Annotated in this window: 21 protein-coding genes; 11 read left to right on the top strand and 10 right to left on the bottom strand. The window is 66.2% G+C overall.

What is annotated here, in order from left to right; all coding sequences use genetic code 11:
- A complete protein-coding gene (locus tag AC5RT4_RS08165; RefSeq protein ID WP_494041793.1) occupies positions 1-954 on the top strand; it encodes an electron transfer flavoprotein subunit alpha/FixB family protein in 954 nt (317 codons plus the stop codon).
- Positions 955-957: 3 nt separating this feature from the next.
- Positions 958-1,737 carry a PIG-L deacetylase family protein gene (locus tag AC5RT4_RS08160; protein ID WP_494041792.1) on the top strand — a complete coding sequence of 260 codons (780 nt, stop codon included), beginning with the start codon at positions 958-960 and terminating at the stop codon, positions 1,735-1,737.
- A 77-nt stretch (positions 1,738-1,814) separates the two neighbouring features.
- On the opposite strand, the gene AC5RT4_RS08155 is transcribed toward AC5RT4_RS08160, so the two are convergent.
- The 4 genes from AC5RT4_RS08155 to AC5RT4_RS08140 form a co-directional block, all read right to left on the bottom strand.
- Entirely contained in the window at positions 1,815-2,693 is an 879-nt protein-coding gene (locus AC5RT4_RS08155) for an anti-sigma factor (RefSeq protein WP_494042021.1), read from the bottom strand.
- A gap of 10 nt (positions 2,694-2,703) precedes the next feature.
- Positions 2,704-3,312, bottom strand: coding sequence for an ECF RNA polymerase sigma factor SigK (gene sigK / locus AC5RT4_RS08150; RefSeq protein WP_494041791.1), 609 nt, complete (start codon positions 3,310-3,312; stop codon positions 2,704-2,706).
- A gap of 239 nt (positions 3,313-3,551) precedes the next feature.
- Entirely contained in the window at positions 3,552-4,019 is a 468-nt protein-coding gene (locus AC5RT4_RS08145; protein ID WP_494041790.1) for a tRNA (cytidine(34)-2'-O)-methyltransferase, read from the bottom strand.
- A gap of 22 nt (positions 4,020-4,041) precedes the next feature.
- Positions 4,042-4,986 (bottom strand): J domain-containing protein, encoded by a 945-nt coding sequence (locus AC5RT4_RS08140; protein WP_494105422.1) that lies wholly within the window; start codon positions 4,984-4,986, stop codon positions 4,042-4,044.
- A gap of 350 nt (positions 4,987-5,336) precedes the next feature.
- Here AC5RT4_RS08140 and AC5RT4_RS08135 point away from each other — a divergent pair, with 350 nt between their 5' ends.
- The 8 genes from AC5RT4_RS08135 to AC5RT4_RS08100 all read left to right on the top strand — a co-directional run bounded on the left by AC5RT4_RS08135 (position 5,337) and on the right by AC5RT4_RS08100 (position 15,255).
- Complete coding sequence (locus AC5RT4_RS08135) at positions 5,337-6,566, top strand: cysteine desulfurase family protein (protein WP_494041788.1); 1,230 nt, start codon at positions 5,337-5,339, stop codon at positions 6,564-6,566.
- Between the two features lie 148 nt (positions 6,567-6,714).
- Entirely contained in the window at positions 6,715-7,854 is a 1,140-nt protein-coding gene (gene mnmA, locus AC5RT4_RS08130; RefSeq protein ID WP_494041787.1) for a tRNA 2-thiouridine(34) synthase MnmA, read from the top strand.
- Between the two features lie 236 nt (positions 7,855-8,090).
- The gene (locus tag AC5RT4_RS08125) at positions 8,091-9,722 is read left to right on the top strand and encodes an ABC transporter substrate-binding protein (protein WP_494041786.1); all 1,632 of its coding nucleotides are present in this window, start codon (positions 8,091-8,093) and stop codon (positions 9,720-9,722) included.
- 125 nt (positions 9,723-9,847) lie between these two features.
- Positions 9,848-10,939 carry an ABC transporter permease gene (locus AC5RT4_RS08120; RefSeq protein WP_494041785.1) on the top strand — a complete coding sequence of 364 codons (1,092 nt, stop codon included), beginning with the start codon at positions 9,848-9,850 and terminating at the stop codon, positions 10,937-10,939.
- A gap of 2 nt (positions 10,940-10,941) precedes the next feature.
- On the top strand, positions 10,942-11,955 hold the full coding sequence (locus AC5RT4_RS08115) for an ABC transporter permease (protein WP_494041784.1): 1,014 nt from the start codon (positions 10,942-10,944) through the stop codon (positions 11,953-11,955).
- Positions 11,952-13,679 carry an ABC transporter ATP-binding protein gene (locus AC5RT4_RS08110; RefSeq protein WP_494105421.1) on the top strand — a complete coding sequence of 576 codons (1,728 nt, stop codon included), beginning with the start codon at positions 11,952-11,954 and terminating at the stop codon, positions 13,677-13,679. The genes AC5RT4_RS08115 and AC5RT4_RS08110 overlap by 4 nt, the downstream gene beginning before the upstream one ends.
- Before the next feature lie 98 nt (positions 13,680-13,777).
- Positions 13,778-14,185, top strand: coding sequence for a chorismate mutase (locus tag AC5RT4_RS08105; RefSeq protein ID WP_494041782.1), 408 nt, complete (start codon positions 13,778-13,780; stop codon positions 14,183-14,185).
- Positions 14,182-15,255, top strand: a complete 1,074-nt coding sequence (locus AC5RT4_RS08100) for a uroporphyrinogen decarboxylase/cobalamine-independent methonine synthase family protein (RefSeq protein WP_494105420.1) — start codon at positions 14,182-14,184, stop codon at positions 15,253-15,255. The genes AC5RT4_RS08105 and AC5RT4_RS08100 overlap by 4 nt, the downstream gene beginning before the upstream one ends.
- A gap of 39 nt (positions 15,256-15,294) precedes the next feature.
- Here AC5RT4_RS08100 and AC5RT4_RS08095 read toward each other — a convergent pair whose 3' ends face one another.
- From AC5RT4_RS08095 to AC5RT4_RS08070, 6 genes are read right to left on the bottom strand one after another with little or no spacing between them, the layout of a single operon-like run.
- Positions 15,295-16,008, bottom strand: a complete 714-nt coding sequence (locus AC5RT4_RS08095) for a DUF4166 domain-containing protein (RefSeq protein WP_494105419.1) — start codon at positions 16,006-16,008, stop codon at positions 15,295-15,297.
- 40 nt (positions 16,009-16,048) lie between these two features.
- Complete coding sequence (locus AC5RT4_RS08090) at positions 16,049-17,341, bottom strand: DUF58 domain-containing protein (protein WP_494105418.1); 1,293 nt, start codon at positions 17,339-17,341, stop codon at positions 16,049-16,051.
- Positions 17,341-18,333, bottom strand: a complete 993-nt coding sequence (locus AC5RT4_RS08085) for an AAA family ATPase (protein WP_494041778.1) — start codon at positions 18,331-18,333, stop codon at positions 17,341-17,343. The genes AC5RT4_RS08090 and AC5RT4_RS08085 overlap by 1 nt, the downstream gene beginning before the upstream one ends.
- Entirely contained in the window at positions 18,330-19,520 is a 1,191-nt protein-coding gene (locus AC5RT4_RS08080) for a DUF4350 domain-containing protein (protein ID WP_494105417.1), read from the bottom strand. The genes AC5RT4_RS08085 and AC5RT4_RS08080 overlap by 4 nt, the downstream gene beginning before the upstream one ends.
- Positions 19,520-20,182, bottom strand: coding sequence for a DUF4129 domain-containing protein (locus AC5RT4_RS08075; RefSeq protein ID WP_494105416.1), 663 nt, complete (start codon positions 20,180-20,182; stop codon positions 19,520-19,522). Before AC5RT4_RS08075 ends, AC5RT4_RS08080 begins: the two co-directional genes overlap by 1 nt.
- On the bottom strand, positions 20,172-21,632 hold the full coding sequence (locus AC5RT4_RS08070) for a proline-rich domain-containing protein (protein WP_494105415.1): 1,461 nt from the start codon (positions 21,630-21,632) through the stop codon (positions 20,172-20,174). The genes AC5RT4_RS08075 and AC5RT4_RS08070 overlap by 11 nt, the downstream gene beginning before the upstream one ends.
- 184 nt (positions 21,633-21,816) lie before the next feature.
- On the opposite strand from AC5RT4_RS08070, the gene mtrA reads away from it, so the two are divergent.
- Entirely contained in the window at positions 21,817-22,491 is a 675-nt protein-coding gene (mtrA, locus tag AC5RT4_RS08065) for an MtrAB system response regulator MtrA (protein WP_494041774.1), read from the top strand.
- The last annotated feature ends 89 nt before the right edge of the window (positions 22,492-22,580 follow it).

The raw sequence follows: 22,580 nt of genomic DNA, 5'->3' as shown, positions 1-22,580 counted from the left end.
ATGGCAAAAGTACTTGTTTTCATAGACAACCCCGGCGCCGGGCTCAAGAAGAGCAGCCTTGAACTGCTCACCCTGGCACGTTCCCTTGGCGAAAGCGTTGTTGCCCTTAACGGGGAACTGCACCAGGAAGTGTCAGCTGCGTTTGCGGAGTATGGTGTCAGCGCTGTCCTTCGCCCCTCTGTGCAGGACCTGGACGACTACCTGGTGGCGCCCAAGGCTGCCTACCTTGCGGCCGCAGCCCAAAGCACCGGGGCCACCATCGTGCTGCTCGACAATTCCCCGGAAGGCAAAGAAATCGCCGCCCGGCTGGGCATCCGCCTCGCTGCCGGTGTCATTACCGACGTCGTGGGCGTGGATGCCGACGGGACAGCCCACAAATCCGTCCTTGCCGGCTCCTACAACACGTCGTGCAAGGCCACCACGCCCGTGTCCGTGCTGACCATCAAGGCCAACAACATTGTTCCGGAGCCGGCCGCCGCACCCAGTGCGCCGGAAACCCTTACGGTCGACGTTCCGGTTGGAAGCGCTGAGGCGGCAGCCCGGATTACAGCCCGTGAGCAGAAGGTTGCCAGCGGCCGCCCGGACCTGACGGACGCCCGCATCGTGGTGGCCGGCGGGCGTGGCCTCGACGGCGACTTCGGTCCCGTCGAAGAACTGGCAGACGCACTGGGAGCGGCCGTGGGAGCCTCACGTGCAGCCACAGACGCCGGCTGGATCAGCCACGATGCCCAGGTGGGGCAGACCGGCAAGACCGTTTCGCCGCAGCTGTACATTTCTGCCGGCATTTCCGGTGCGATCCAGCAGAAAGCCGGCATGCAGACGGCAAAGGTGATAATTGCGGTGAATAAGGACGCCGAATCACCGGTGTTCGAGATCGCGGATTTCGGCATCGTCGGCGACCTCTTCGACGTCCTTCCGCAGGCGACGGCAGAGATCAAGAAGCGAAAAGGCTGATTATTGGCTGCCTTCGCTGCGCCCTTCGAGAGCCCGTTCGACCCGGCCACGGACCGGGTTGGGCGGGTGCTCTGTTTTGCGGCGCACCCGGACGACATTGACTTCGGCGCCGCGGGTACCATTGCGGCCTGGACGGCGGCTGGTGTCCACGTCAGCTACTGCATCATGACCGACGGTGACGCCGGTGGTTTCGATCCGGCCCACCGCGCAAACATCATTGCCATGCGCGACGCCGAGCAGCGCCGTGCCGCAGAACTGGTGGGGGTGTCCGATATCCACTACCTGCATCAGCGCGACGGCTACCTCGAGCCTTCGCATGAGGTAATGCAGGGCGTGGTGAAGCTCATCCGCGAACTGCGGCCCGACGTCGTTCTTTCCATGCATCCGGAACGGAACTGGCGGCGGCTCCAGAAGAGCCACCCTGACCACCTTGCCGTAGGGGAGGCCGTGACCCGCGCCGTGTACCCCGCGGTGGAAAATCCGTTCGCATACCCGGAACTTGCCGGGGCCGGGCTGGAGGCGTACAAGCTGCCGTGGCTTTGGCTGTACGCCGGCCCGGACGAACGGGAAAATCATTTCGTTGACGTCACCGCGCACGTGGAGGCAAAGCTGAAGGCCATCCATGTCCACGTAAGCCAGCACCCGGATGTCGAGGCCATGGAATCAGCAGTCCGCCAGGGGATGCAGGTGAATGCTGCGCGGGCCGGATTTCCCGAAGGACACAGCGCCGAAGCGTTTCACGTTGTTGCTGTCAACGGACCCGGAACGATCGCCGGTTTCTAGCGTCCGCAGGCCACGAAAAACGCCACGCGGCTTTCGTTATCGGAAGCCGCGGGGCGTTTTTGCGCGCTCAGCCGGTGCTACGCGTCCAGGCGTGCGGCAGCAACCGTGGGAAGAGTGGGGGACTTGGATCCGCCGGCAGGCTCCACGGTGATCCCGAGAGCGGCGGCAGAGGCAATCCCCTCCACGACAGCAGGCTTGGACAGTGCCTCCGCATCCATGAGCCCCTGTGAGACTGGAGCTGAACCGTCCTTGGGGATCAGCCACATCTGGTAAACCTTGCCCTCGGGCGGGGCAGGAACGTCTTTCATCCTCACCACCGCGGCGTCCCGGGACGACGAGACCTGGACGGTGGCAGTACCGCCCCCGGCCACGTCCACCGAAGCTTCCCGGAGGTCTCCTGCCCGGACCACCTGCTTCAGGGGGTCATTTTGGTCGGCGATGTAAGACCCGACGCCCACTCCACCCAGCGCCAGCGCTGCTGCCGCCGCGATTCCGGCAAACCAGCGCCGGGCACCGGCCGGACGGCGCCGTTCCTCCCGGCGCTGCCGCGCCTTGGCGAGTTCATCACCAGAGCCCTGTGCGCCCGCTTGAGCGCCGGCCCCGGCTGACACGGCGGAATCAGGGGACGGCGCTGCACCGGTGTCCGGGCGCGCGTCTGCCGGCGGGCTCTGGGCCGGCAGTTGGGCGACGATCCGGTGGAAAAGGTCCGCGGGGGGCTCTTCCTCCGCCGCGAAAGTCCGGGAGAGTGTTTCCCTGGATTGGTTGACACGTTCGTAGAAGGAGTCCCGTTCCGCTGCCAGTGCCGTTGACATGTACTGCTCTATGGCCCGGCGTTCCCCGTCCGTTACCGCATCCAGCGCATACAGCTCGGCGAGGTCAACAGCGCGGCCCGAAGCGAGGTCGGCGGCAACGGTGTCGCCGAAGGCGCCGGGTCGGCCATTGTGTCCACTATTCATTTCGGTCATCTCAACTCACCCCCAAACAGGTCTTCAAGCGGATCAGTCCGTCGCGGATGCGGGACTTTATGGTGGGAACTGCGGTATTCAAGCGTTCTGCGACTTCGCGGTAGGTCAGGCCTCCGTAGTAGGCGAGGCGGACCGATTCCTGTTGCGTCTCGGTCAGCGTGCCCAGGCACCGAACCACGGCCTGCGCTTCGAGCCTGCTGTCCACCTCGTCGGACACACTGTCGTGGTCGACGTCCTGGGTACTGGCACCGTAACGGGCTTCGCGGTCAGTGGCCGATTGTGCTGACCGGACTTTGTCCACTGCACGCCGATGCGAGATGGTCATGAGCCAGGAGAGCGGGGTGCCGGCAGCCCTGTCGAACTTCGCCGCATTCTGCCAGACCTGAAGGAACACTTCCTGCGTGGTGTCCTCGCTGAGTTCGGCATCTATCAGGACCCTGCGCGCCATGCCGTACACGCGGCGGGACGTCAGCTGGTAGAACTCCGCGAATGCTGCACGGTCGCCCTGGCCTATCTGCTCCAGCAGCGCAGCGAGGCGGTGGCTGGCGTCGGCCGGTGGGTCTGTCACCGTGGCCGGAGCCTCCGAATGAGGTGCGTTGGGAGTTTCCATCACTGACAAGCATAAGTCTCCAAGGGACGGATCCTCTGCGCTCCCACCGGGGATGCGGCGGGATCTCCTGGAATCGGCCCGGAGAAGTGTCACCTGCCGCTCCTTCATCACTGTGGACTGTAATCAAAAGGGATTCGGTACGGCGGCGGTGGTGGATGGGCCGGGACCCGGAATTGTTTGGCTGGCAGTTCCTGCGGAACGGCAAACGGTACGGCCGCTCTGGGCCAGGTCCCGTGGCGTCAGAGCCGCGCCCCGGCAAAGCCCTGCTGGCGCCAGGCTTCGTACACGGCAATGGAGGCGGCGTTGGCAAGGTTCAGCGAGCGCAGCGCCGGCAGCATGGGCAGCCGCACGGTGGAGGTGACGTGCGGATCGGTTTTCAATTCCGGCGGCAGGCCCACCGATTCCCGGCCGAACATCAGGACGTCGCCGGGCTCGTAGGCGATGTCCGTGTAGCTGGCACTTCCGTCAGAGGTAAAGGCATAGACGCGCTCCGGCTGGAGATGCTGCCAGGCCTCCTCGATGGTCCCGTGCACGGTGACGACGGCGAGGTCGTGGTAATCCAGGCCGGCCCGGCGGAGTTTCGCATCCGAAAAGTCGAAGCCCAAGGGCTCCACCAGGTGCAGTTCGGCGCCGGTGATGGCGGCCAGGCGGATGGCGTTGCCGGTGTTGCCGGGAATTTCGGGGGCGTGGAAGAGGATGCGGAACACGGTCCCATCCTAGTCAACGCGGTCAGTGCATGCCGCGCAGCAGCCTGGCCAGTACCGGCACGTTGACAGTGTTGGGAGCCGGCCCGGACGCCAGGAACTCCTTCAGGCCCCGCACCATTCCGGCTGCGTTAACGATCCTGACCGTCTCCAGTGCGCCGGCTGAGCGGCGGTGCTGGTCGATCACCGGCTCGTGCAGGTTTCCTCCCGGGCTGTGCACAACAGTCCAGCCGGTGACATTGAGTTCCGGGAAGATGTCCTGCATGGCCCATACAACGTGTGCCAGTTGCGGCGGGGCTACCGAGCGTCCGCCATGGTTCAAAGTCCTGCCGTCCCAGGCATAGGCGCCCTTGGGCAAAAGCATGGAGCCAATCAGCGCCAGCCGGTAGCCGGACAGCACGGCGTGGTCGATGTGGCTGTTGTCCGCCGGTGACTGGAGCCCGTTGATAAGACGCGCCGCCGGGATGGCGGGCAGCACCTGGCGGGTCAGCAGCTGGACGGTGCGCATTTCCCGTTGGATCCGCGCTTCAGCGCCGAAGATCCCGCGCTTCCGCGGCATGCCGTGGACCTGCTGACTGGCTTCAGACAGCGGGATCAGGGGGACCCCGCCGTCGGCCGTGGAACCGAAGGGCGGGAGGTAGACCGGAGGGTCACCGGCGGTGTTGCGGCTGCCGCCCGGCCTGTGGACGGTGGCGGAGGCCCTGCTGCCCGCCGGCGGTGCGTCAAAGTGCGGCTCCGCGTCCGTTTTCGCCCCGGCCGTGCCGGCCGCGTAGGACCGGTCGTAGGCTTTCCTGCGCTGGGGATCGATAAGGGTTTCGTAGGCGCTGGTTACGCGGCGGAAGGCGGCCGCGTCCCCGCCGTGGTCCGGGTGGGCGGTGCGTGCAGCACGCCGATAGGCCACCTTGATTTCTTTTTCCGTGGCAGTGACTGCCACGCGAAGCACCTGATAGTGGGAGCTGCTCTCGGTCAAGCACTCATCCTTCTGTTGGTGTGGCCATCCGCCGGGCAGCCCTGTGGGCCCAGCTTATCGGCCTTTGCCCTGACAACGATCGCCCCGGTGTTGAGGGTTCCCGGCCTCCGATTCAGGCGGGGCTGCGTCTGGACTCGTCAAGGTTGCGGCCTGCGGCGGCGGGGCATTGGAACGAATCGGAGTGGGGGTGGAAGAGCGGACGACGGCGGGGCGGGCCCCCAGTGCCTGGCCGGGAAAAGCGCCGGTGACGGCATGCGGATCAACCAGTCGGTGCTGGTAAAGGGTGATGACCGCGCGTCCATGGTGGCCCCCCCGCCGTCCAGCCAGCGTGGTGTCGCTAGAATTGGAGGGTGCCCGTTTACCTCGACCACGCAGCCACCACGCCACTTTCTGCCGAGGCGCTGGCTGCCCTGACGCGCGAGCTGGCCCGTACCGGAAACCCGTCTTCCCTTCATGGCTCCGGCCGCAGGGCGCGCAGAGCTGTGGAAGATGCCCGCGAAGACCTCGCCGCAGCGGCGGGCGCCCATCCTTCGGAAGTCATCTTCACCTCCGGCGGCACCGAAGCGGACAACCTTGCCGTCAAGGGCCTCTATTGGTCCAGGACGGGGGAGAACCCGGCACGGCGGCGCGTCCTGTGTTCCGCCGTCGAACACCACGCGGTGATGGACACCGTCGAGTGGCTGGAACGGCACGAAGGCGCGGAGGTCACCTGGCTTCCGGTTGACGCAGAGGGAGTGTTGGATCTGGCCTTCCTCGAAGCGGAGCTATCCCGGGACCCGGACACCATTGCCCTGGTGACCGTGATGTGGGCCAACAACGAGGTGGGAACCATCCAGCCCATCGGGCGCGTAGTGGAACTCGCGCACGCGGCCGGTGTTCCCGTCCACTCCGACGCGGTCCAGGCCTTCGGATCGTTGCCCGTTGACTTCAAGGCCTCGGGCCTGGACGCCATGTCCGTCTCGGGACACAAAATTGGCGGACCGGTAGGAGTAGGTGCACTGCTGCTGGGAAGGTCGGTGATACTTACCCCGGTCCAGCATGGCGGGGGCCAGGAACGCGACGTCCGCTCCGGCACCCTGGACACCGCTTCCATCGCCGCGTTCGCGGCTGCGGCCAGGAGTGCCACTGCGAGCCTCGGCCACGAATCCGCCCGGATTGCAGCTCTTCGTGACCGCCTGATCGACGGCGTCCGGGACCGGGTGCCGGAGGCAGTTTTGCGCGGCCCGGCCGGGAACGGCCGCCTCCCGGGAAACGCCCACTTTACCTTTCCCGGCTGCGAAGGCGACTCCCTGCTGTTCCTCCTGGATTTGGCGGGCGTGGAGTCATCCACCGGGTCAGCCTGCACAGCGGGGGTGCCGCGTCCCTCGCACGTGCTGCTCGCCATGGGGCTGGATGAGGAGACCGCGCGCGGGGCGCAACGCTTCACGCTGGGGCATGCCTCACGGGATGAGGATGTGGACGCGCTGCTGGCGGCGCTTCCCGACGCGTATTCGAGGGCGCGGCAGGCAGGCATGGCCGGCCATGAGTCCTCCATCCAGACAGCCGGCACCGTAGCCCGACAGGGTTTGGGCAGCCGCTGACATTGCCTTCCCGGCAGGCCGTAGAATGGATAGGCGAAGATCGTTTCCGCAAGCGTGCCTGCCTTTCCAACAACCTTTTTGGCAGCACCGGTAAAGCGGTCCGCAGCGCCGGCCACGAGCCGGAAAAGAACCCCAACAGGAAGCCAAAATGCGAGTTCTAGCAGCCATGAGCGGCGGAGTTGACTCCGCCGTCGCAGCCGCCCGCGCCGTCGAGGCGGGACACGACGTCGTCGGGGTCCACCTGGCGCTGTCCCGCATGCCCGGCACGCTGCGCACCGGAAGCCGGGGCTGCTGCACCATCGAGGACTCCCGTGACGCGTGGCGCGCCTGCGACGTCCTGGGAATTCCGTACTACGTGTGGGACTTTTCCGAACGCTTCAAAGAGGACGTTGTCCAGGACTTCATCGACGAGTACGCTGCGGGCCGAACGCCCAATCCGTGCATGCGCTGCAACGAACGGATTAAGTTCGCGGCGCTGCTGGAAAAGGCCATAGCCCTCGGCTTCGACGCCGTCTGCACCGGACACTATGCCAAGGTCATCGAGGACGCCGACGGCAACCGTGAACTCCACCGTGCCGCAGACTGGGCCAAGGACCAAAGCTACGTCCTGGGCGTCCTGACCCACGAGCAGCTTAAGCACTCGATGTTTCCGCTGGCCGAGACCCCCTCGAAGGCTGAAGTGCGTGCAGAGGCGGAACGGCGGGGCCTCTCGGTGGCCAACAAGCCGGACAGCCACGACATCTGCTTCATCCCGGACGGCGACACCGCCGGCTGGCTGGCCGAAAAGATCGATATGTCCACCGGTGACATCGTGGACGAAACAGGCACCAAAGTCGGGGAGCATCCCGGCGCCAACGCCTTCACCGTCGGCCAGCGCCGCGGCCTGAAACTGGGTACTCCAGCAGCCGACGGCAAGCCGCGGTTCGTCCTGGAGATCCGGCCCAAGGAAAACAAGGTGGTGGTCGGTCCCGAGGCCCTGCTGGCCATCGACGAGATCCGCGGCATCAAGGTGTCCTGGGCGGGACTGCCTATCGCGGAGGTGGAGACCGGCGCGGAGTTCGACTGCTACGCCCAGGTCCGCGCGCACGGGGACCCTGTCCCGGCGACCGCCCGCATGGAACTTCCCGAAAACGGGCCGGACGCTGCCGGCGGACAGTTGGTGGTCAGGCTGACCAACCCCCTCCGCGGCGTGGCCCCCGGGCAGACCGTGGTCCTTTACCAGGGCAGCCGGGTCCTCGGCCAGGCAACCATCGACGCCGCGCGCTCCCTTCAGCGAGCCGAACTCTAACCGCACTGGCAGACTCAAACGCCGCCCCGTTCCGCCGGGGCGGCGTTCTTTTTTGCGCCGGTCGCCGGGAAGTGAACAGGGCCCAGGTAAATTTTGTGTCTCAACTCACTAAATGGGCGCTTGTGGGGGTTGACTCTCTGATTGAATCTAGCCATCAGCACAGCGCGCTCCCGCCTCAGCAGAGGCACCCTACAGGGGTCGGCGGGGCGCGCACTCATCGAACAGAGAGTTCACAGATGACGAAGAGCAACAGGACACTGCACGGCGCGATCGCGCTGGCAGGTATCTCGGCACTTGCACTGACGGCCTGCACGGGCCCCTCAGGCGGCGGCGGAACATCAACCGGCGAGGCCGGCGGCGGTGCCATCACCTACGGAACCACTGACAAGGTCGTCACGCTGGATCCAGCCGGTTCGTACGACGGCGGCTCGTTCATGGTGATGAACCAGATTTACCCCTTCCTGCTTAATTACAAGCCCGGTACCGCCGACGCCAGCCCCGACATCGCCGAGTCAGCGTCCTTCACCAGCCCCACCGAGTACACGGTGAAACTAAAGCCGGGCCTGAAGTTCGCCAACGGAAACACCCTCGACTCCTCGGACGTCGTCTTCTCCTTCAACCGAGTGAAGGCCATCGACGATCCCAACGGCCCCGCCTCGCTCCTCTCAAACATGGAGAAGATTGAGGCGACGGACGCCAACACTGTCGTCTTCACCCTCGCCGCCGGAAACGACCAGGTGTTCCCGGGCGTCCTTGCCTCCAACCCGGGACCGATCGTGGACGAGCAAGTCTTCCCCGCGGACAAAATCATGGACGACGACGCGATCGTTGCCGCGAAGCCGTTCGCAGGCCAGTACACGATCGAAAGCTACAAAAAGAACGAGCTGATCAGCTTCAAGCCCAACCCTGACTACCAGGGCCTTCTGGGTGCGGCCGCCAACGACGGCGCCACACTTAAGCACTATGCTGACCCGAACAACCTGAAACTCGACGTCCAGCAGGGCAACATCGACGTCGCCGGCCGCATCCTCACCGCCACCGACGTCTCGGACCTGGAAAAGGACTCCAAGGTCAAGGTCCACAAGGGCCCCGGCGGTGAGCTCCGCTACATCGTCTTCAACTTCGACACCATGCCCTTCGGCGCGAAAACTCCGGAGGCTGATCCGGCCAAGTCCCTGGCCGTCCGTCAGGCTGTCGCGCACCTCGTTGACCGCGATGTCATCGCCTCCCAGGTTTTCAAGAACACCTATACTCCCGTGTACTCGTATGTCCCCAAGGAATTCGAGGGAGCCACGGAGCCGCTGAAGAGCCTCTACGGTGACGGCAGCGGCAAACCCAGCCTGGACAAGGCCAAGAAGGTCCTGGCCGACGCCGGCATCACCTCGGTGGTTGACCTCAAACTGCAGTACACGGACCGCTACGGCACATCCGCCGCCGACGAGTACGCCCTCGTGAAGGAACAGCTCGAAAAGTCCGGCCTCTTCACCGTGGACCTCAAGTCCACGGAGTGGACCACGTACACCAAGGAACGCCGGGCTGACGCCTACCCGGCCTACCAGCTCGGCTGGTTCCCGGACTACTCGGACGCGGACAACTACCTGACCCCGTTCTTCATCCCCGGCAACTTCCTCGGCAACCACTACGAAAACGCCGCCGTGACGGACATTGTGAAGAAGCAGCTGGTGACCACCGACAAGGCGGAGCGGAGTGAACTGCTGGGCCAGGCCCAGGAAGCCATCGCCAAGGATCTGTCCACGTTGCCACTGCTGCAGGGTGCCCAGGTGATGGTGGCGGGAACGGATGTCCAGGGAGTCGAAAAAACCCTTGACCCCTCGTTCAAGACCCGTCTTGGCGTGATGTCGAAGTAGGTCAACCGCCGGCCGGTTATGACCGCACGCGGGGCGGGACGCCTGCACGGCGTCCTGCCCCAACGTGCTGGCTGCAGTCCCGCACTCCTGCGCCGCGGTGCCGGCAACCACAACCTTAGGTACCCATGACAACACTTATCGACGCGCCCCCGAGCGACGCGGACGGCCTGCTGCCGCCCACAAAGAAAACTTCCGGCGGGGGGCTGGGCCAGTACATCCTGATCCGGTTCCTGCTGATCTTCCCTACGATCTTCATCCTCGTGACCATGGTCTTCTTCCTGATGAGGATCACCGGTGACCCCATCACGGCAGCGATGGGAGGCCGGCTCCCCGAGGACCAGCTCCAGGAGCGCATCCAGGCGGCCGGCTACGACCGGCCCCTCCTGATCCAATACTTCGAATACCTCGGCCAGCTGGCCACCGGCAACTTCGGCCGCACCCTCACGGACAACCGGGCTGTCGTCGAAATGCTCACCACCTATGGCTCGGCCACCCTGGAACTGACCATCAACGCACTGCTCGTCGCCCTCCTGGTGGGGATCCCCCTCGGAATGGTCGCTGCTCACCGCCGGGACAAAGCACCCGACGCCGTCCTGCGGGTTTTCGCCATCCTTTGCTACGCCACTCCCGTGTTCTTCGCGGGAATGCTGCTCAAGCTCACCTTCTCCGTCTGGCTGGGCTGGCTCCCGGTGGCAGGAAGGGCTAAAACATCCAGCGAGCTCGCCCTGACGTCACTCGAGGCGCCCACCGGGATCTACTGGCTGGACGCACTTCGCAGCGGAAACGTGGCTGCGCTTACGGACGTCCTGGCCCACGCTGTCCTTCCCGCGGTGGCACTGGGACTCCTGACTGCGGGAATCTTCCTCCGCCTTGTCCGGACCAACGTGATCGGAACCCTCGGCAGGGATTACGTGGAGGCCGGCCGGTCCAGGGGAGTCAGCGAATTCCGCCTGGTCACCAAGCACGCCTACAAGCCCGCCCTGATCCCCATCATCACCGTGATGGGCCTGCAGATAGCCGTCATGCTCGGCGGCGCGGTGCTGACGGAAAAGACGTTCGAATGGAAGGGCCTGGGCTTCCAGCTGGCCAACTACCTCACGGCCCGCGACTTCGTCGCCGTCCAGGGCATCGTGGTGCTGCTCGCCATCATCGTGGCCATGACCAACTTCATCGTGGACATCATCGCCGCGCTGATCGATCCCCGCGTGAGGTACTGACCATGAGCATCCCAGCTGTACCCGTCCCCATGGAAAGTCCCCGGGCCCCCTGGTACCGGCGCCTTCCCGTCATTTCGCATTACAACAAGAGCGTCGGGCTCCAGCGCGGCATGCTGGTGGCCGGACTGGTCCTCACCGGAGCTTTCATCCTGACCGCTCTCTTCGCCCCGCTGCTCGCGCCTTACGGCTTCTCCCAGCTTTCCGACGCCGACGGCAACTTCCCCACGCAGCAGGCACCGGGCGGCAAGCACCTCCTCGGTACCACAGTAGGCGGCTACGACGTCCTATCCCGGGTGGTCTGGGGAGCGCAGACGGCGATCCTGGTAATCGTCGTCGCCGTGGCCATGTCCATCGTTGTGGGTGTCGTGCTTGGGTTGGTCAGCGGCTACCTGGGCGGGTGGCTGGACCGGATCCTGGTTGTAATCGCCGACGCCGTCTACGCCTTTCCGTCGCTGCTGGTGGCCATCGTGATGGCCATCGTCATCAGCGGCGGCCAGTCCAGCCTCATCGGCGGCATCTTCGCCGCAGGCACAGCCATTACGCTGGTATTCATCCCGCAGTATTTCCGCGTCATCAGGGCCGAGACCGTCAGGTTGAAGGCCGAGCCGTTCGTTGAGTCCGCCAAGGTGGTGGGAGCCTCAAACATCCGCATCATGAGCCGCCACATCTACCGGAACGCCACCCGTACCCTGCCGCTGATCTTCACGCTCAACGCTTCCGAAGCCATCCTCACCCTTGCCGGACTGGGGTTCCTCGGGTTTGGTATCGAACCCAGCTCCGCCGCGGAATGGGGCTTCGACCTCAACAAGGCGCTCGCCGACACCACATCCGGGATCTGGTGGACCGGCCTGTTCCCCGGCCTGGCCATCGTGCTGAGCGTGGTGGGCCTGACCCTGGTGGGTGAGAGCATCAACGACCTCAACGATCCGCGCCTCCGTGGCCGCAAGAGCACGGGCGGCAGCCCACCGGCGCCGGCGGACACCAACGCCATTGAAACAGAAGTGGGGGCATCATGACCGTCAACCTCGACCCGTTGTCCGGCAGGCAGCCTGGCGAACACGATTCCGGTGGCGGCCGCCCGGTCCTCGACATCGACCACCTCCAGGTCACTTTCGCCACCGACGGCGGCCCGGTTCACGCCGTCAAGGATGTCAGCCTGGAGGTTCGAAAGGGGGAGGTGCTCGCAATTGTGGGAGAGTCCGGCTCGGGAAAAACGGTCACAGCCAAGACGATTCTGGGGCTGCTGCCGGAAACCGCCAGCAGTTCCGGTGCCGTTGTGATCAACGGGGCTGACGTCATCAGTGTCAGTGCTTCCCGCCTGCGCCAGATCCGGGGCCGTGACGTGGCCATGGTTTTCCAGGAACCGTCCACGGCGCTGAACCCGGTATTCACCGTGGGCTGGCAGATCGCCGAAGGCATCCGCGCGCACGCGGGTGGCGGCGGGAAGCGTGTTTCGGCCAAGGACGCCAAAATCCGGGCCATTGAAGCGCTGCGCAAAGTCGGCATCCCGGATCCGGAGCGCCGCGTCAACTATTACCCGCACCAGTTCTCGGGCGGACAAAAGCAGCGGGTGGTCATCGCCGCGGCGCTGGCCCTGAATCCCGGGCTCATCGTCGCCGATGAACCAACCACCGCGCTGGATGTCACCGTTCAGGCCGAGATCCTGGAACTCCTCCGGGACCTGCGGGACAAGTACGGCACATCCATCGTGCTCATCACCCACAACATGGGGGTGGTGGCAGACCTCGCGGACCGCGTGGTGGTGATGTACCAGGGGGGCGTTGTGGAGGAAGCGCCTGCCCGGACCCTGTTTGCCGAACCGCGGCAGGACTACACCCGGAAGCTGCTGGCCGCGGTACCGCACCTGGGGCACCACTCCGCTTCGAAAGGACTGTCCAGCCGGGCGCACCAAAATGAGGAAGTCCTGGTGGAAGCGGGCAACCTGACCATTGAGTACCCCGGCCGGCTGGGAGCACCGGCTTTCAAGGCCGTCGACGGGGTCAGCTTCACCCTGTCCAGGGGAGAAGTGTTTGGACTGGTGGGGGAGTCCGGTTCCGGAAAGACTACCATCGGCCGCGCCATCGCAGGGCTTAACAGGACCACCGGCGGCAGCCTCCGCGTGCTGGGCTACGAGATGCTGAACCTCCGCGAGCGCACCTTCAAGCCGCTCCGCAAGGACATCGGCTTCGTGTTCCAGGACCCGGCGGCCTCCTTCAACCCCCAGCTGACCATCGGGGACTGCATCGCCGAACCGATGGTCATCCACACCAGACCCAGCCCGGCGCAGGCACGCAAACGCGTCGGCGAGCTGCTTGAATCAGTCCAGCTGCCGGCGTCGTACGCAGGACGCTACCCCCATGAACTGTCCGGCGGCCAGCGCCAGCGGGCCTCCCTTGCACGAGCGCTCAGCCTGAATCCGCGGCTGCTCATAGCCGATGAGCCCACTTCGGCCCTGGACGTCTCGGTGCAGGCCAAGGTCCTGGAGCTGTTCAAGGACATCCAGCAGGAGTTCGGGTTCGCCTGCCTGTTCATCAGCCATGACCTGGCGGTGGTGGACACCCTGTCCTCCTGGGTGGGCGTGCTGTACAAGGGCAGGATGGTGGAGCAGGGGATCGGCAGCGACGTCATGGGCAGTCCGCAGCACGACTACACACGGCGGCTCATCGCGTCCCTGCCCGTACCGGATCCGCAGGAACAGGCCAGGCGGCGGGAACAACACCGGGCGCTGCTCGGCATCTGAGGCGCTGTTGCCCCGGGTTCAGGTCAGCGCCGGTGCCGGGCCCCGGCGCCGGCGCTTAACACCCGGTCGAAAGCGGAGCCCTCCCATAGACTTGAACCATGACGCAGCACAACCTTCACACTCCTGGCTCCGATGACTTCGACCCCTCCGCCAGCTCACTGGCCGGCCAGGTGGACAACTCGGTGATGGCTGAACTGCTCTCCATCCGCTCCAGTATCGACAACATCGACGCCACCCTGGTCTATCTCCTGGCCGAACGTTTCAAGGCCACCCAAAAAGTGGGGTTCCTGAAAGCAACACACCGGCTGCCGGCCGGCGACCCTGGCCGCGAGGCAGCCCAGATCGCCCGGCTCCGCAGGCTGGCAGAAGACGCCCACCTGGATCCCGCGTTCGCGGAGAAGTTCCTGAACTTCATCATCGGTGAGGTGATCCGGCATCACGAGGCGATTGCCGAGGACCATGAAGCCGCGGCCGGTCAGCACCCGCAGGCATCAGCGCTCGCGTGAGCATCAGTGAACGGCATCAGGCAGGTCCCCGCGCCGCCGGCGGGAACCAGGCACCGCCGCAGGAAGTAACAGCAACCGGGCTGGGGCCGTGGCCAGGCGAAGATCCGGTGGAGGCAGCGAAAATCATCCGCGGGGAGCTGGGCAGCCCCCACTTGCCGTTCCTCGCCGAACTGCCGGACCGTGGCGTCGGTTCAGATGCAGTGGGGCGCACCGCCAGCCTCCTGGTGGAGTTGGCGGTGGACGTCCAGCCCTACGGTTGGCGCCTGGTGGACCGGCCCGGCAAGGACTTCCGCCGCGCCGCTTCAGCCCTTGCCACTGACATCAACATTCTGGCCGATGTAGCGGGGGCCGAGGAAAAGCCGGCGGACGAGGTCAAGGTCCAACTGGTGGGTCCGCTCAGCCTCGCGGCCAACCTCCACCTGCACAGCGGCGAGCGCGCCCTTCTCGACTACGGGGCACGCCGGGACCTGGCTGCTTCACTTGCTGCCGGCGTCGGGCTCTATCTGTCGCGGGTGTCGGCGGCTGTGCCTGGTGCCCGGCTGGTGGTACAGGTGGACGAGCCTGATATCGCAGCGATCCTGGCTGGCACCATCCCCACCTCCAGCGGTTACCGCACCCTGCGCGCCGTAGGGGCTTCGGAGGCGCGGGAGTCCTGGCGGGTGGTACTTGACGCTCTGCGGTCCGCCGGTGCCGCCGAGATCGTTATGGCTGTTCCTGAGATTGAGGCGCCCTTTGAACAGATCCTGGCGGCCGGAGCTGACGGTATTGCCGTTCCGTTGAAGGCCCTGACTTCCCGGCAGTGGGAACAACTGGCAGGCGCCGTGGAATCCGACAAGCGTCTGTGGCTTGGCGCCCTGGACGTCACGGGGAGCTCCCTGCCGAGGGTGGCCGACTGCGTGGAGGCAGTGTGGCGCCCCTGGCGGCAGTTGGGCCTGCCGGCAGAATCCCTCAGCGCCCTGCGCGTCACGCCGTCTGCCGGACTCGCCGGGGGCAGCCCGGCCCAGGCCCAGGCAGTCCTTGGCCGCCTCACCCAGCTGGCTGACGGGCTGAACCAGGTGGCCCAGGGGTAGCGGCAAAACACACTGCCAGTGCAGGCAGGGGAGCGGGGCTCAGACCCGGTTTTCCCAGCGGTCCGGCTGGGCGTACCGCGGCAGGAAGCTTTGCGCGGAGCTGCCGCCGGTGTAGCGGCGCAGACGGTAGTCGAAGCTTCCGGCGTAGACCAGCACCAGGCCGATCTGGGGCTGGATCACCTTGACCTGGATATGGTGCCTTCCGTTGTCGCCGTCGGCCGGGTCCCACCACTGTTCCGCGTAGGCTTTGGCGTCCAGGGCCGCGGGAAGGGGAATGCGGAGGGGGCCAAGGAAAAGCCGGGAAGCTTCGGAAACACCGCGGAGCCGCCCCTCCGGCGTTACGCCCAGATTCAGGTCCGTCACGAGCCGCCGGTACCGGCCCACGTAGTCCACGAGCTGCGGCTCCCCGTTCCTGCGGGTCACGCTGGTGGTGTCCTGGAAGATCCTTTTCCGGCCGGGGAAACGGATCTCACGGCGGGCCGTCAGGCTGGAACGGCCGAAGGGGTCCTGGTGGGCGTGGTTCTCGATCCGGAACGGAATGTTTTCACCGTACTCGGGGAAAAACGCTTCTTCTCCGCCGGTGAGCCGCAGCAGGGGACGCAGCCAGTCCTGCCTGCAGCCGACGACGTCGAAGGTACCCTCGCCTACGCCGTAGTGGCCGCTGCCTGGAACCAAGGAAAAGTACTCCTGCAGTTCGGGCTGCAACCGGTGGAAGTCCGTTCCCAGGGCCTGCTGGTAAATCGGTAAGTTCATGAAGACCTCCTTCTAAGGGGCACGGACAGCAATGGTGACTTCACAATCTACCTGCAGCCTTGAGCCTGATGTACATGTCAGCCAGCCGGGGCGGCAGTTCCTGCGGCTCGGCGTCGACCACCTCCACGCCGTGGTGCCGGAGTTCGGCTGTTACCGCGGCGCGCTGCAGAAGGGTCCGCTCGGCAGCGGCGGCGCGGAAGACGCCCGCGGCACTGTTCCGCTCCCGCAGCATCAGCCCGAGCTGGGGGTCCCGGACTGCTGCGACCACCACAACGTGCCGTCGGGCCAGTTGCACGGCCGTTGGAATGAGGCCTTCCTCGGGCGCACCGCCATCCAGGGCGGTCAACAGCACCACCAGCGACCGGTGGACGGTGACGGCGCGGATCTGGCCGGGGATCGCTGACCAGTCCAGTTCAATGAGTTCCGCCTCCAGGGGGGCCATGGCCTGGACCATTTGACCGAGGAGATTACCCTGTCCTGCAGTACCCGCCCTGGCCCGGGTCCGGCGGTCAAAGGCCAGGAAGTCCACCCGGTCGCCGCCCCTCTCCGCGAGGACTCCCAGCAGGAGGGCCGCTTCCATGCCCGTATCAAGCCGCGGCTCGTCGTCGATCCTTGCCGCAGACGTCCTGGACGTATCGAGCACCATCACGACCCGACGGTCCCGCTCCGGCCGCCAGGTACGCACCACCACCCCAGACCGGCGCGCTGTTGCCCGCCAGTCGATGGAGCGGACGTCGTCGCCGCGGACGTAGTCACGCAGGGAATCGAACTCGGTGCCGGCGCCCCTGATCTGGACGGCAGCCTTGCCGTCGAGTTCGCGCAGCTTACGCAGTTTGGACGGCAGGTGGCGCCGGGAATGAAAAGGCGGCAGGACCCGCAGTAACCCGGGGCAGTCGAGGGTCCGCTGGCGGGCGGCCAGCAGCAACGGGCCGAAGGAGCGGATGGTGATGTGCGGGGCTTTGAGGTCGCCGCGGCGGACGGGCTGCAGTCGAACGGTGACGCGCCGGCCTTCCCCGGCCGGAACGTTGATGGCCTGCAGAGGATTTTGTGCCCCGGCGGAGGGCTGCCAAGCGTCCCGCAAAGTCCCGCGAACCCGGCGCCGTCCCTCGTTCCGGACAGTGACCCCCGGGACCGCTGTCCCATGCAGGGTCACGTTGCCGGCATCCTGGCGCGCAACGTGGACCTGGCGAAGCGAGCCGGCCAAAATTAGGTCCCCGGCCGCCAGTGCCAGCAGAAGGCCGGTTGTGAGGAGGACAGTTCCCCACCCGGGCAGCAACAGGACCGGCACCAGGCCCAGCAGCACCAGAATCACAAACCGCCCGGAAACGGCCATCAGCGCGGGACGGGCACGGAGGCGAGGATGGTGGCCAGGACGTCGTCTACCCGGACCCCGTCCATCTGCGCCTCGGGCTGCAGCGCCACCCGGTGCCGGAGGCAGGGCAAGGCCAGCGCCTTAACGTCATCCGGGGTGACGAAGCCCCGACCCGACAACCATGCCCAGGACCGGGAGGCGTTAAGCAGCGCAGTCGCGCCGCGGGGTGAGACGCCCAACTGGAAGGAGGGCGCCGAACGGGTGGCACGCACCAGGTCCACAATGTAGCCAATGATTTCGGGCCCGACCGCAACGGTAGCCACAGCGTGCCGGGCCCGCTCCAGCGCCGCAGCCCCCGCCACTGCCCGTACACCGGCGGCGGCCAGGTCCCGGGGGTCGAATCCGGCGGCGTGACGCCTGATGACTTCCATCTCATCCCCGCGCTCCGGCAGCGGCATGGTGAGCTTGAGCAGGAACCGGTCCAGCTGCGCTTCGGGGAGGGGATAGGTGCCCTCGTACTCCACCGGGTTTTGGGTGGCGGCCACGAGGAAAGGTGAGGGCAGCGGGCGGGAAACGCCGTCCACTGAAACCTGCCGCTCCTCCATGGCCTCGAGCAGCGACGCCTGCGTCTTGGGCGGTGTCCGGTTGATCTCGTCAGCCAACAGGAGGTTCGTGAACACGGGTCCTTCCCGGAACGAGAACTCCGAACTGTGCGAGTCGTACACCAAAGACCCAGTGACGTCCCCCGGCATCAGGTCCGGGGTGAACTGCACACGCTTGGTATCAAGGCTCAAAGCTGCGGACAACGCCCGGACCAGCAGGGTCTTTGCCACGCCCGGCACTCCTTCCAGCAGCACATGCCCCTGGGAAAGCAAAGCAACCAGCAGGCCGGTGACGGTTGCGTCCTGCCCCACCACAGCCTTTGCCACCTCATGGCGCACGTCCAGCAGTGCCTGCCGCGCCGCATCATGGGTGTTGTCAAGGACCCGGGAGCCGCCGCCTTGTTCGCTCATCGGCTGTTGACCTCTTTCTCTAAGGCGTCCAGTTCCTGAGACCAGGCCACAAGCCTGGACTCGGTGCCCGGACGTTCGTCAAGGAGTTGTTTGATGTCATGGGGCGGCCGGTCCAGGAACCGCGCCGTGGCCTCCGCCGCCTCATCGGCGGTAGCACCCGGCCCCAGCCGCAGCTTCCGCGCCAGCCGCACCAGGGTTCCGGCCCGAAGGTTGTCCCGTGCCTGTTCGACCGCATGCGAGTCCTGGTACAGCCGCGCCCTGCCCTCTGCAGTCTCCACGGCCTTGACCACCACCGGCAACGGCTCGAACACCAGCGGGCCATGGCGCCGGCCCCGCCACACGATCGCAGCCAGGGCCACCAGGGCGAGCCACAGGCCAAGGAAGCGTGCCCAGGCCGGCGCGAGCTCATCGAGCGTCTTCGGGGATCCCGATGTATCCAGGTCCGCCACGGACGGCAGGTACCAGACCAGGTCCCGTGAGCTGCCGAGGGTCCGGATTCCGAGGGCTGCGTTGCCCAGTTCATCCAGCCGTTCGTTACTGAGGATCGCCGTGCTGCCCAGGACTGTAACGTGCCCGTTTCCGCTGACGGCGAGCAGCCCGGCAGGGGACGCGGCCGGCCGGTAACAGGACGTCCCGCCGTCGTACACAAAACCTGACCCGCCGTGAACCGGGCCCGCCGCTTCCGCATCAGCAAAGGAACAGCCCGGTTCCAGTACTGAGGACGCCTCAGGTACAACACCGGCCTGGCTGATCCCGGTGCCGAGCGCGGCAAGTGTCTGCAGCCGGGGCGTCACAACCACCAGGCGCTTCGCCGCCGCCGACAGTTCGCGCAGGCGGGAGTCATCAAGGAACCCATCCGGGTCGTACAGCAGGAGCGTGGGGGAATCACCGGCAGCCAGGGCGCCCATCGCTTCTTCGAACGTGGCAGTGTCCTGGATATGGACTCCGTGGCGGCCCAGGATTTGGCCGACAGCCCGAGCACCGTCCGGTCCGGGGTTATGGATGGACAGTTGAGTTCCGTCGCCGTGAGGCGCCAGTTGCCCCCAAATGACCAGTCCCAGCGCCGCGGCCACAACGGCTGCGGTGGCTGCGAGGGCCCAGCGCCGGCGGAGCCACCCAAACGTACTCCGGCGGGCAGTTCCGGATCCGCTTGTGCTGCTTTCTGTGCCGGGGACCGTAGAAGTCATCACAGCGCCGCTCGATCCTGCTGCCTGATGTCATCCTGCCGGCCGAGGCTTTTGGCGGGCTTCTGTACCTCGAGATCCTGGTCGAGGCCGGCCATGGCCTGGTAATCATCACTGGCCGCTGCCCAGTTGCCGTAACGGACCGCGTCAAAGATGCCGGCGGCCTGGTTCAGGCGGGCCGCTTCCGCCGGGAAAGGAACGGACAGGGCGAGCACCACCTCATCGGCGGTGCGGCCCGGCTGCGGATCCAGCACAGTACGGTCTTCCGCCGAGCGGACCAGCGCACGGAAACGGTCGACGACGGCGTCCCCCCACTTGCCTGCCGCGGCTGAAGTCTCCGCACGCTTCCGGTAGTCCGCAGCGGTCAGTTCGCTGTCGGGCTCGAACACTTCCGTCCGGTGCCGGGTTTTTGGGTTTAGGCGGGGCCGGGCCAGGATCACGGCGGCGGCGATAATTACTGCGATGACGATCCCGATCACCGGGCCTGGTACCGGACCCGCTTCGCCTGAAGGTCCGTCCAGGGTCAGCAGCCAGTCAAGGAAACTGCGCCACAGCGAGTCGAGCCAGCTTGGTTCAGCGTTACGGTATTCGGCTTTGGCAAGTTCCTCGACCGCCCATCGCCGGGCTTCCCCGGCGTCGGGGAGCACCGGAGCTTCAGCGTCCATCCGGCCAGGCTCCGCCGCGGCCCGCCCCGGGAAACATGCCCGGCCCCGGTGCAGCCATCCCGCGCCCCGGGATGCCTTCAAAATCTGCGCCCGTTTCGAGCAGCCGGAGCAGGGCGAGGTCCAGTCCGTCCTTCCGCATCCGAAGATCCATGTAGAGCAACGCCATCACCGATGTCTGGAACGCAAAACCGACGGCACCGATCAGTGCAGCCAGGACGGCAGTCGCCACCCCCACCGCAACCGCCATGGCGACTTCCTGTCCCGTGCCGCCGTGCGGGGAGATGACGCCGCCAAGGAAGGTTGGCAGCAGGCTCACCGGAATCATCACCACCTGCCCGATGACGCCCACCATGATGCCCACCACCAGGGTGATGCCGAAGATCCGCCACCAGTTTCCCCGGGTCAGGGACCAGGAGCGGCGCAGGGCGGCAACCGCTCCGAGCTCTTCGATGACGACGGCGGCCGGCGCCACCATCAGCTTGATATAGACCCATACAAACATGGCAAAGAAGGCCGCCACTACGGGAATGAGCAAAAGGGCGCCGGTGCCTTCCAGGCCGGCGACCAACGCAACTGCCATGCCGGCCAGCACCAGGAAGGAAAGCAATCCCGCCGCCATCATCAGGGCGGCCAGACGGACCAGCGCCCATGCACGGGAACGGGCAAGGCCCCACATCTGCCGGAACCCTGTAGGGCGGTTGAGAATGGACCGGGCCACCGGTACCACCATCGCGCCCTGGAGCACTGCCGAGATAAAAAGCGTCAGGACTACCACCACCAGGACGGCGGCCACAAACCCCAGGGCGAGTGACGCGAGGCCTGCGGGGCCAGCGTCCTGCGCCCAGGCCTCGACGGAGACCAGGGATGTGGCTGTCACGGCCGTGATGACTGCGGCGAGGATGGCGGCGAGCGATTGCGCCAGCACGGCCGCGGCCAGCATTGCTTTTGCGTTGCGCCGGATTGTGTGGAAGGACCCGTCCAGGATTTCGCCGAACATCAGGGGGCGCAACGGGACGATGCCGGGTTTGGGCGGGGCCATATAGCGGGGCTGCCCGTAGGCCGGTCCTTGGTATGAGGGCCGGCCGTAGGGTGGGCTCTGCTGCGGGGGCAGGGGAGTGCCCTGCTGCCCTGGCTGCAATCCCCAGGAAACCTGGCCACCCCACTCAGGCTGACTGCCCCTGGCCTGCGGCGTTCCCCACTCCGGCTGACTCCGCGCTGCGGGCGGCACACCCCACCCGGGGTGCCGGCCCCACGCTGGGGGCGTACCCCATTCCGCCTCCCTTGCGGGGCGCGCGGGCTGGCCGTTTACGCCGGAAACACGTCCGTCGTCGTCGTGAGCATCGGCGCCAGGGCGGCCCTTGAAGCCGGGGTCCGTGCTGTGCTGGCCGCTATTGCCGGCCGGCCCCTCCCCGCCCAGGGGCTGCTGCGCGCCCGGTTCCTGTTGTGACACCCGTGTTCCTTCCCCCTGTACCAGTACCTCAGCCGCCGGCGCCCATGGATTAGCAGGCAGGGACGCCGGGGAATACCCAAGCATGAGGCCAGCCTATAGTTCGGCAGGCAGGCCTACCTAGCGTTCCGCCATGCCGCAACGCCCTGAACAGGACAAAGCCTGCCTGATAAGGGAATATATAACTATGAAGGCACGCATTCTGGTGGTAGACGATGACGAAGCGCTGGCCGAAATGATCGGGATTGTTCTTCGCAATGACGGCTTCGAGCCGGTCTTCTGCGCCGACGGCGCCAAGGCGCTCGACATCTTCCGTTCATCCCGGCCTGACCTGGTGCTGTTGGACCTTATGCTTCCCGGCGTGGACGGTATTGAGGTCTGCAGGCAGATCCGCTCGGAGTCTGACGTGCCCATCGTGATGCTGACCGCTAAGGCGGACACGTCGGACGTCGTCCGCGGCCTGGAATCCGGCGCCGACGACTATGTGCCCAAACCGTTCAAACCGGCCGAACTCGTGGCGCGCGTCCGCGCGCGGCTGCGGCCCGGCGACCAGAAAGCCCCGGAAACGCTGCGGATAGCCGACATCACCATCGATGTCGCCGGTCACACCGTGAGCCGGGGCAGCGAGCGGATTTCCCTGACGCCCCTGGAGTTCGACCTCCTGGTGGCATTGGCCCGCAAACCATGGCAGGTTTTCACCCGCGAACTGCTGCTCGAGCAGGTTTGGGGATACCGCCACGCCGCCGACACCCGGCTGGTCAATGTCCATGTCCAGCGCCTCCGTTCCAAAATCGAGCAGGATCCGGAAGCGCCGGAAGTTGTGTTAACGGTGCGTGGTGTCGGCTACAAAGCAGGGGCCTGACCCCGCAGTTCCCCAGGGGGGACCTGCCAACGCGCCCGGAGCGGAACAATCCTCGGAACCGCACGGCGCACCTGACGGGCCCGAGCCCG

It is taken from the genome of Arthrobacter sp. sptzw42, assembly GCF_059089685.1.
This window is presented reverse-complemented; position numbering and strand designations above follow the sequence as displayed.

What these genes read in the sequence shown, in the direction of transcription:
- AC5RT4_RS08165 (WP_494041793.1), top strand. Translation starts at nt 1, where the DNA reads ATGGCAAAAGTACTTGTTTTCATAGACAACCCCGGCGCCGGGCTCAAG.
- AC5RT4_RS08155 (WP_494042021.1), bottom strand. Translation starts at nt 2,693, where the DNA reads ATGAATAGTGGACACAATGGCCGACCCGGCGCCTTCGGCGACACCGTT.
- sigK (WP_494041791.1), bottom strand. Translation starts at nt 3,312, where the DNA reads ATGGAAACTCCCAACGCACCTCATTCGGAGGCTCCGGCCACGGTGACA.
- mnmA (WP_494041787.1), top strand. Translation starts at nt 6,715, where the DNA reads ATGCGAGTTCTAGCAGCCATGAGCGGCGGAGTTGACTCCGCCGTCGCA.
- AC5RT4_RS08125 (WP_494041786.1), top strand. Translation starts at nt 8,091, where the DNA reads ATGACGAAGAGCAACAGGACACTGCACGGCGCGATCGCGCTGGCAGGT.
- AC5RT4_RS08120 (WP_494041785.1), top strand. Translation starts at nt 9,848, where the DNA reads ATGACAACACTTATCGACGCGCCCCCGAGCGACGCGGACGGCCTGCTG.
- AC5RT4_RS08115 (WP_494041784.1), top strand. Translation starts at nt 10,942, where the DNA reads ATGAGCATCCCAGCTGTACCCGTCCCCATGGAAAGTCCCCGGGCCCCC.
- AC5RT4_RS08110 (WP_494105421.1), top strand. Translation starts at nt 11,952, where the DNA reads ATGACCGTCAACCTCGACCCGTTGTCCGGCAGGCAGCCTGGCGAACAC.
- AC5RT4_RS08105 (WP_494041782.1), top strand. Translation starts at nt 13,778, where the DNA reads ATGACGCAGCACAACCTTCACACTCCTGGCTCCGATGACTTCGACCCC.
- AC5RT4_RS08095 (WP_494105419.1), bottom strand. Translation starts at nt 16,008, where the DNA reads ATGAACTTACCGATTTACCAGCAGGCCCTGGGAACGGACTTCCACCGG.
- AC5RT4_RS08090 (WP_494105418.1), bottom strand. Translation starts at nt 17,341, where the DNA reads ATGGCCGTTTCCGGGCGGTTTGTGATTCTGGTGCTGCTGGGCCTGGTG.
- AC5RT4_RS08085 (WP_494041778.1), bottom strand. Translation starts at nt 18,333, where the DNA reads ATGAGCGAACAAGGCGGCGGCTCCCGGGTCCTTGACAACACCCATGAT.
- AC5RT4_RS08080 (WP_494105417.1), bottom strand. Translation starts at nt 19,520, where the DNA reads ATGACTTCTACGGTCCCCGGCACAGAAAGCAGCACAAGCGGATCCGGA.
- AC5RT4_RS08075 (WP_494105416.1), bottom strand. Translation starts at nt 20,182, where the DNA reads ATGGACGCTGAAGCTCCGGTGCTCCCCGACGCCGGGGAAGCCCGGCGA.
- mtrA (WP_494041774.1), top strand. Translation starts at nt 21,817, where the DNA reads ATGAAGGCACGCATTCTGGTGGTAGACGATGACGAAGCGCTGGCCGAA.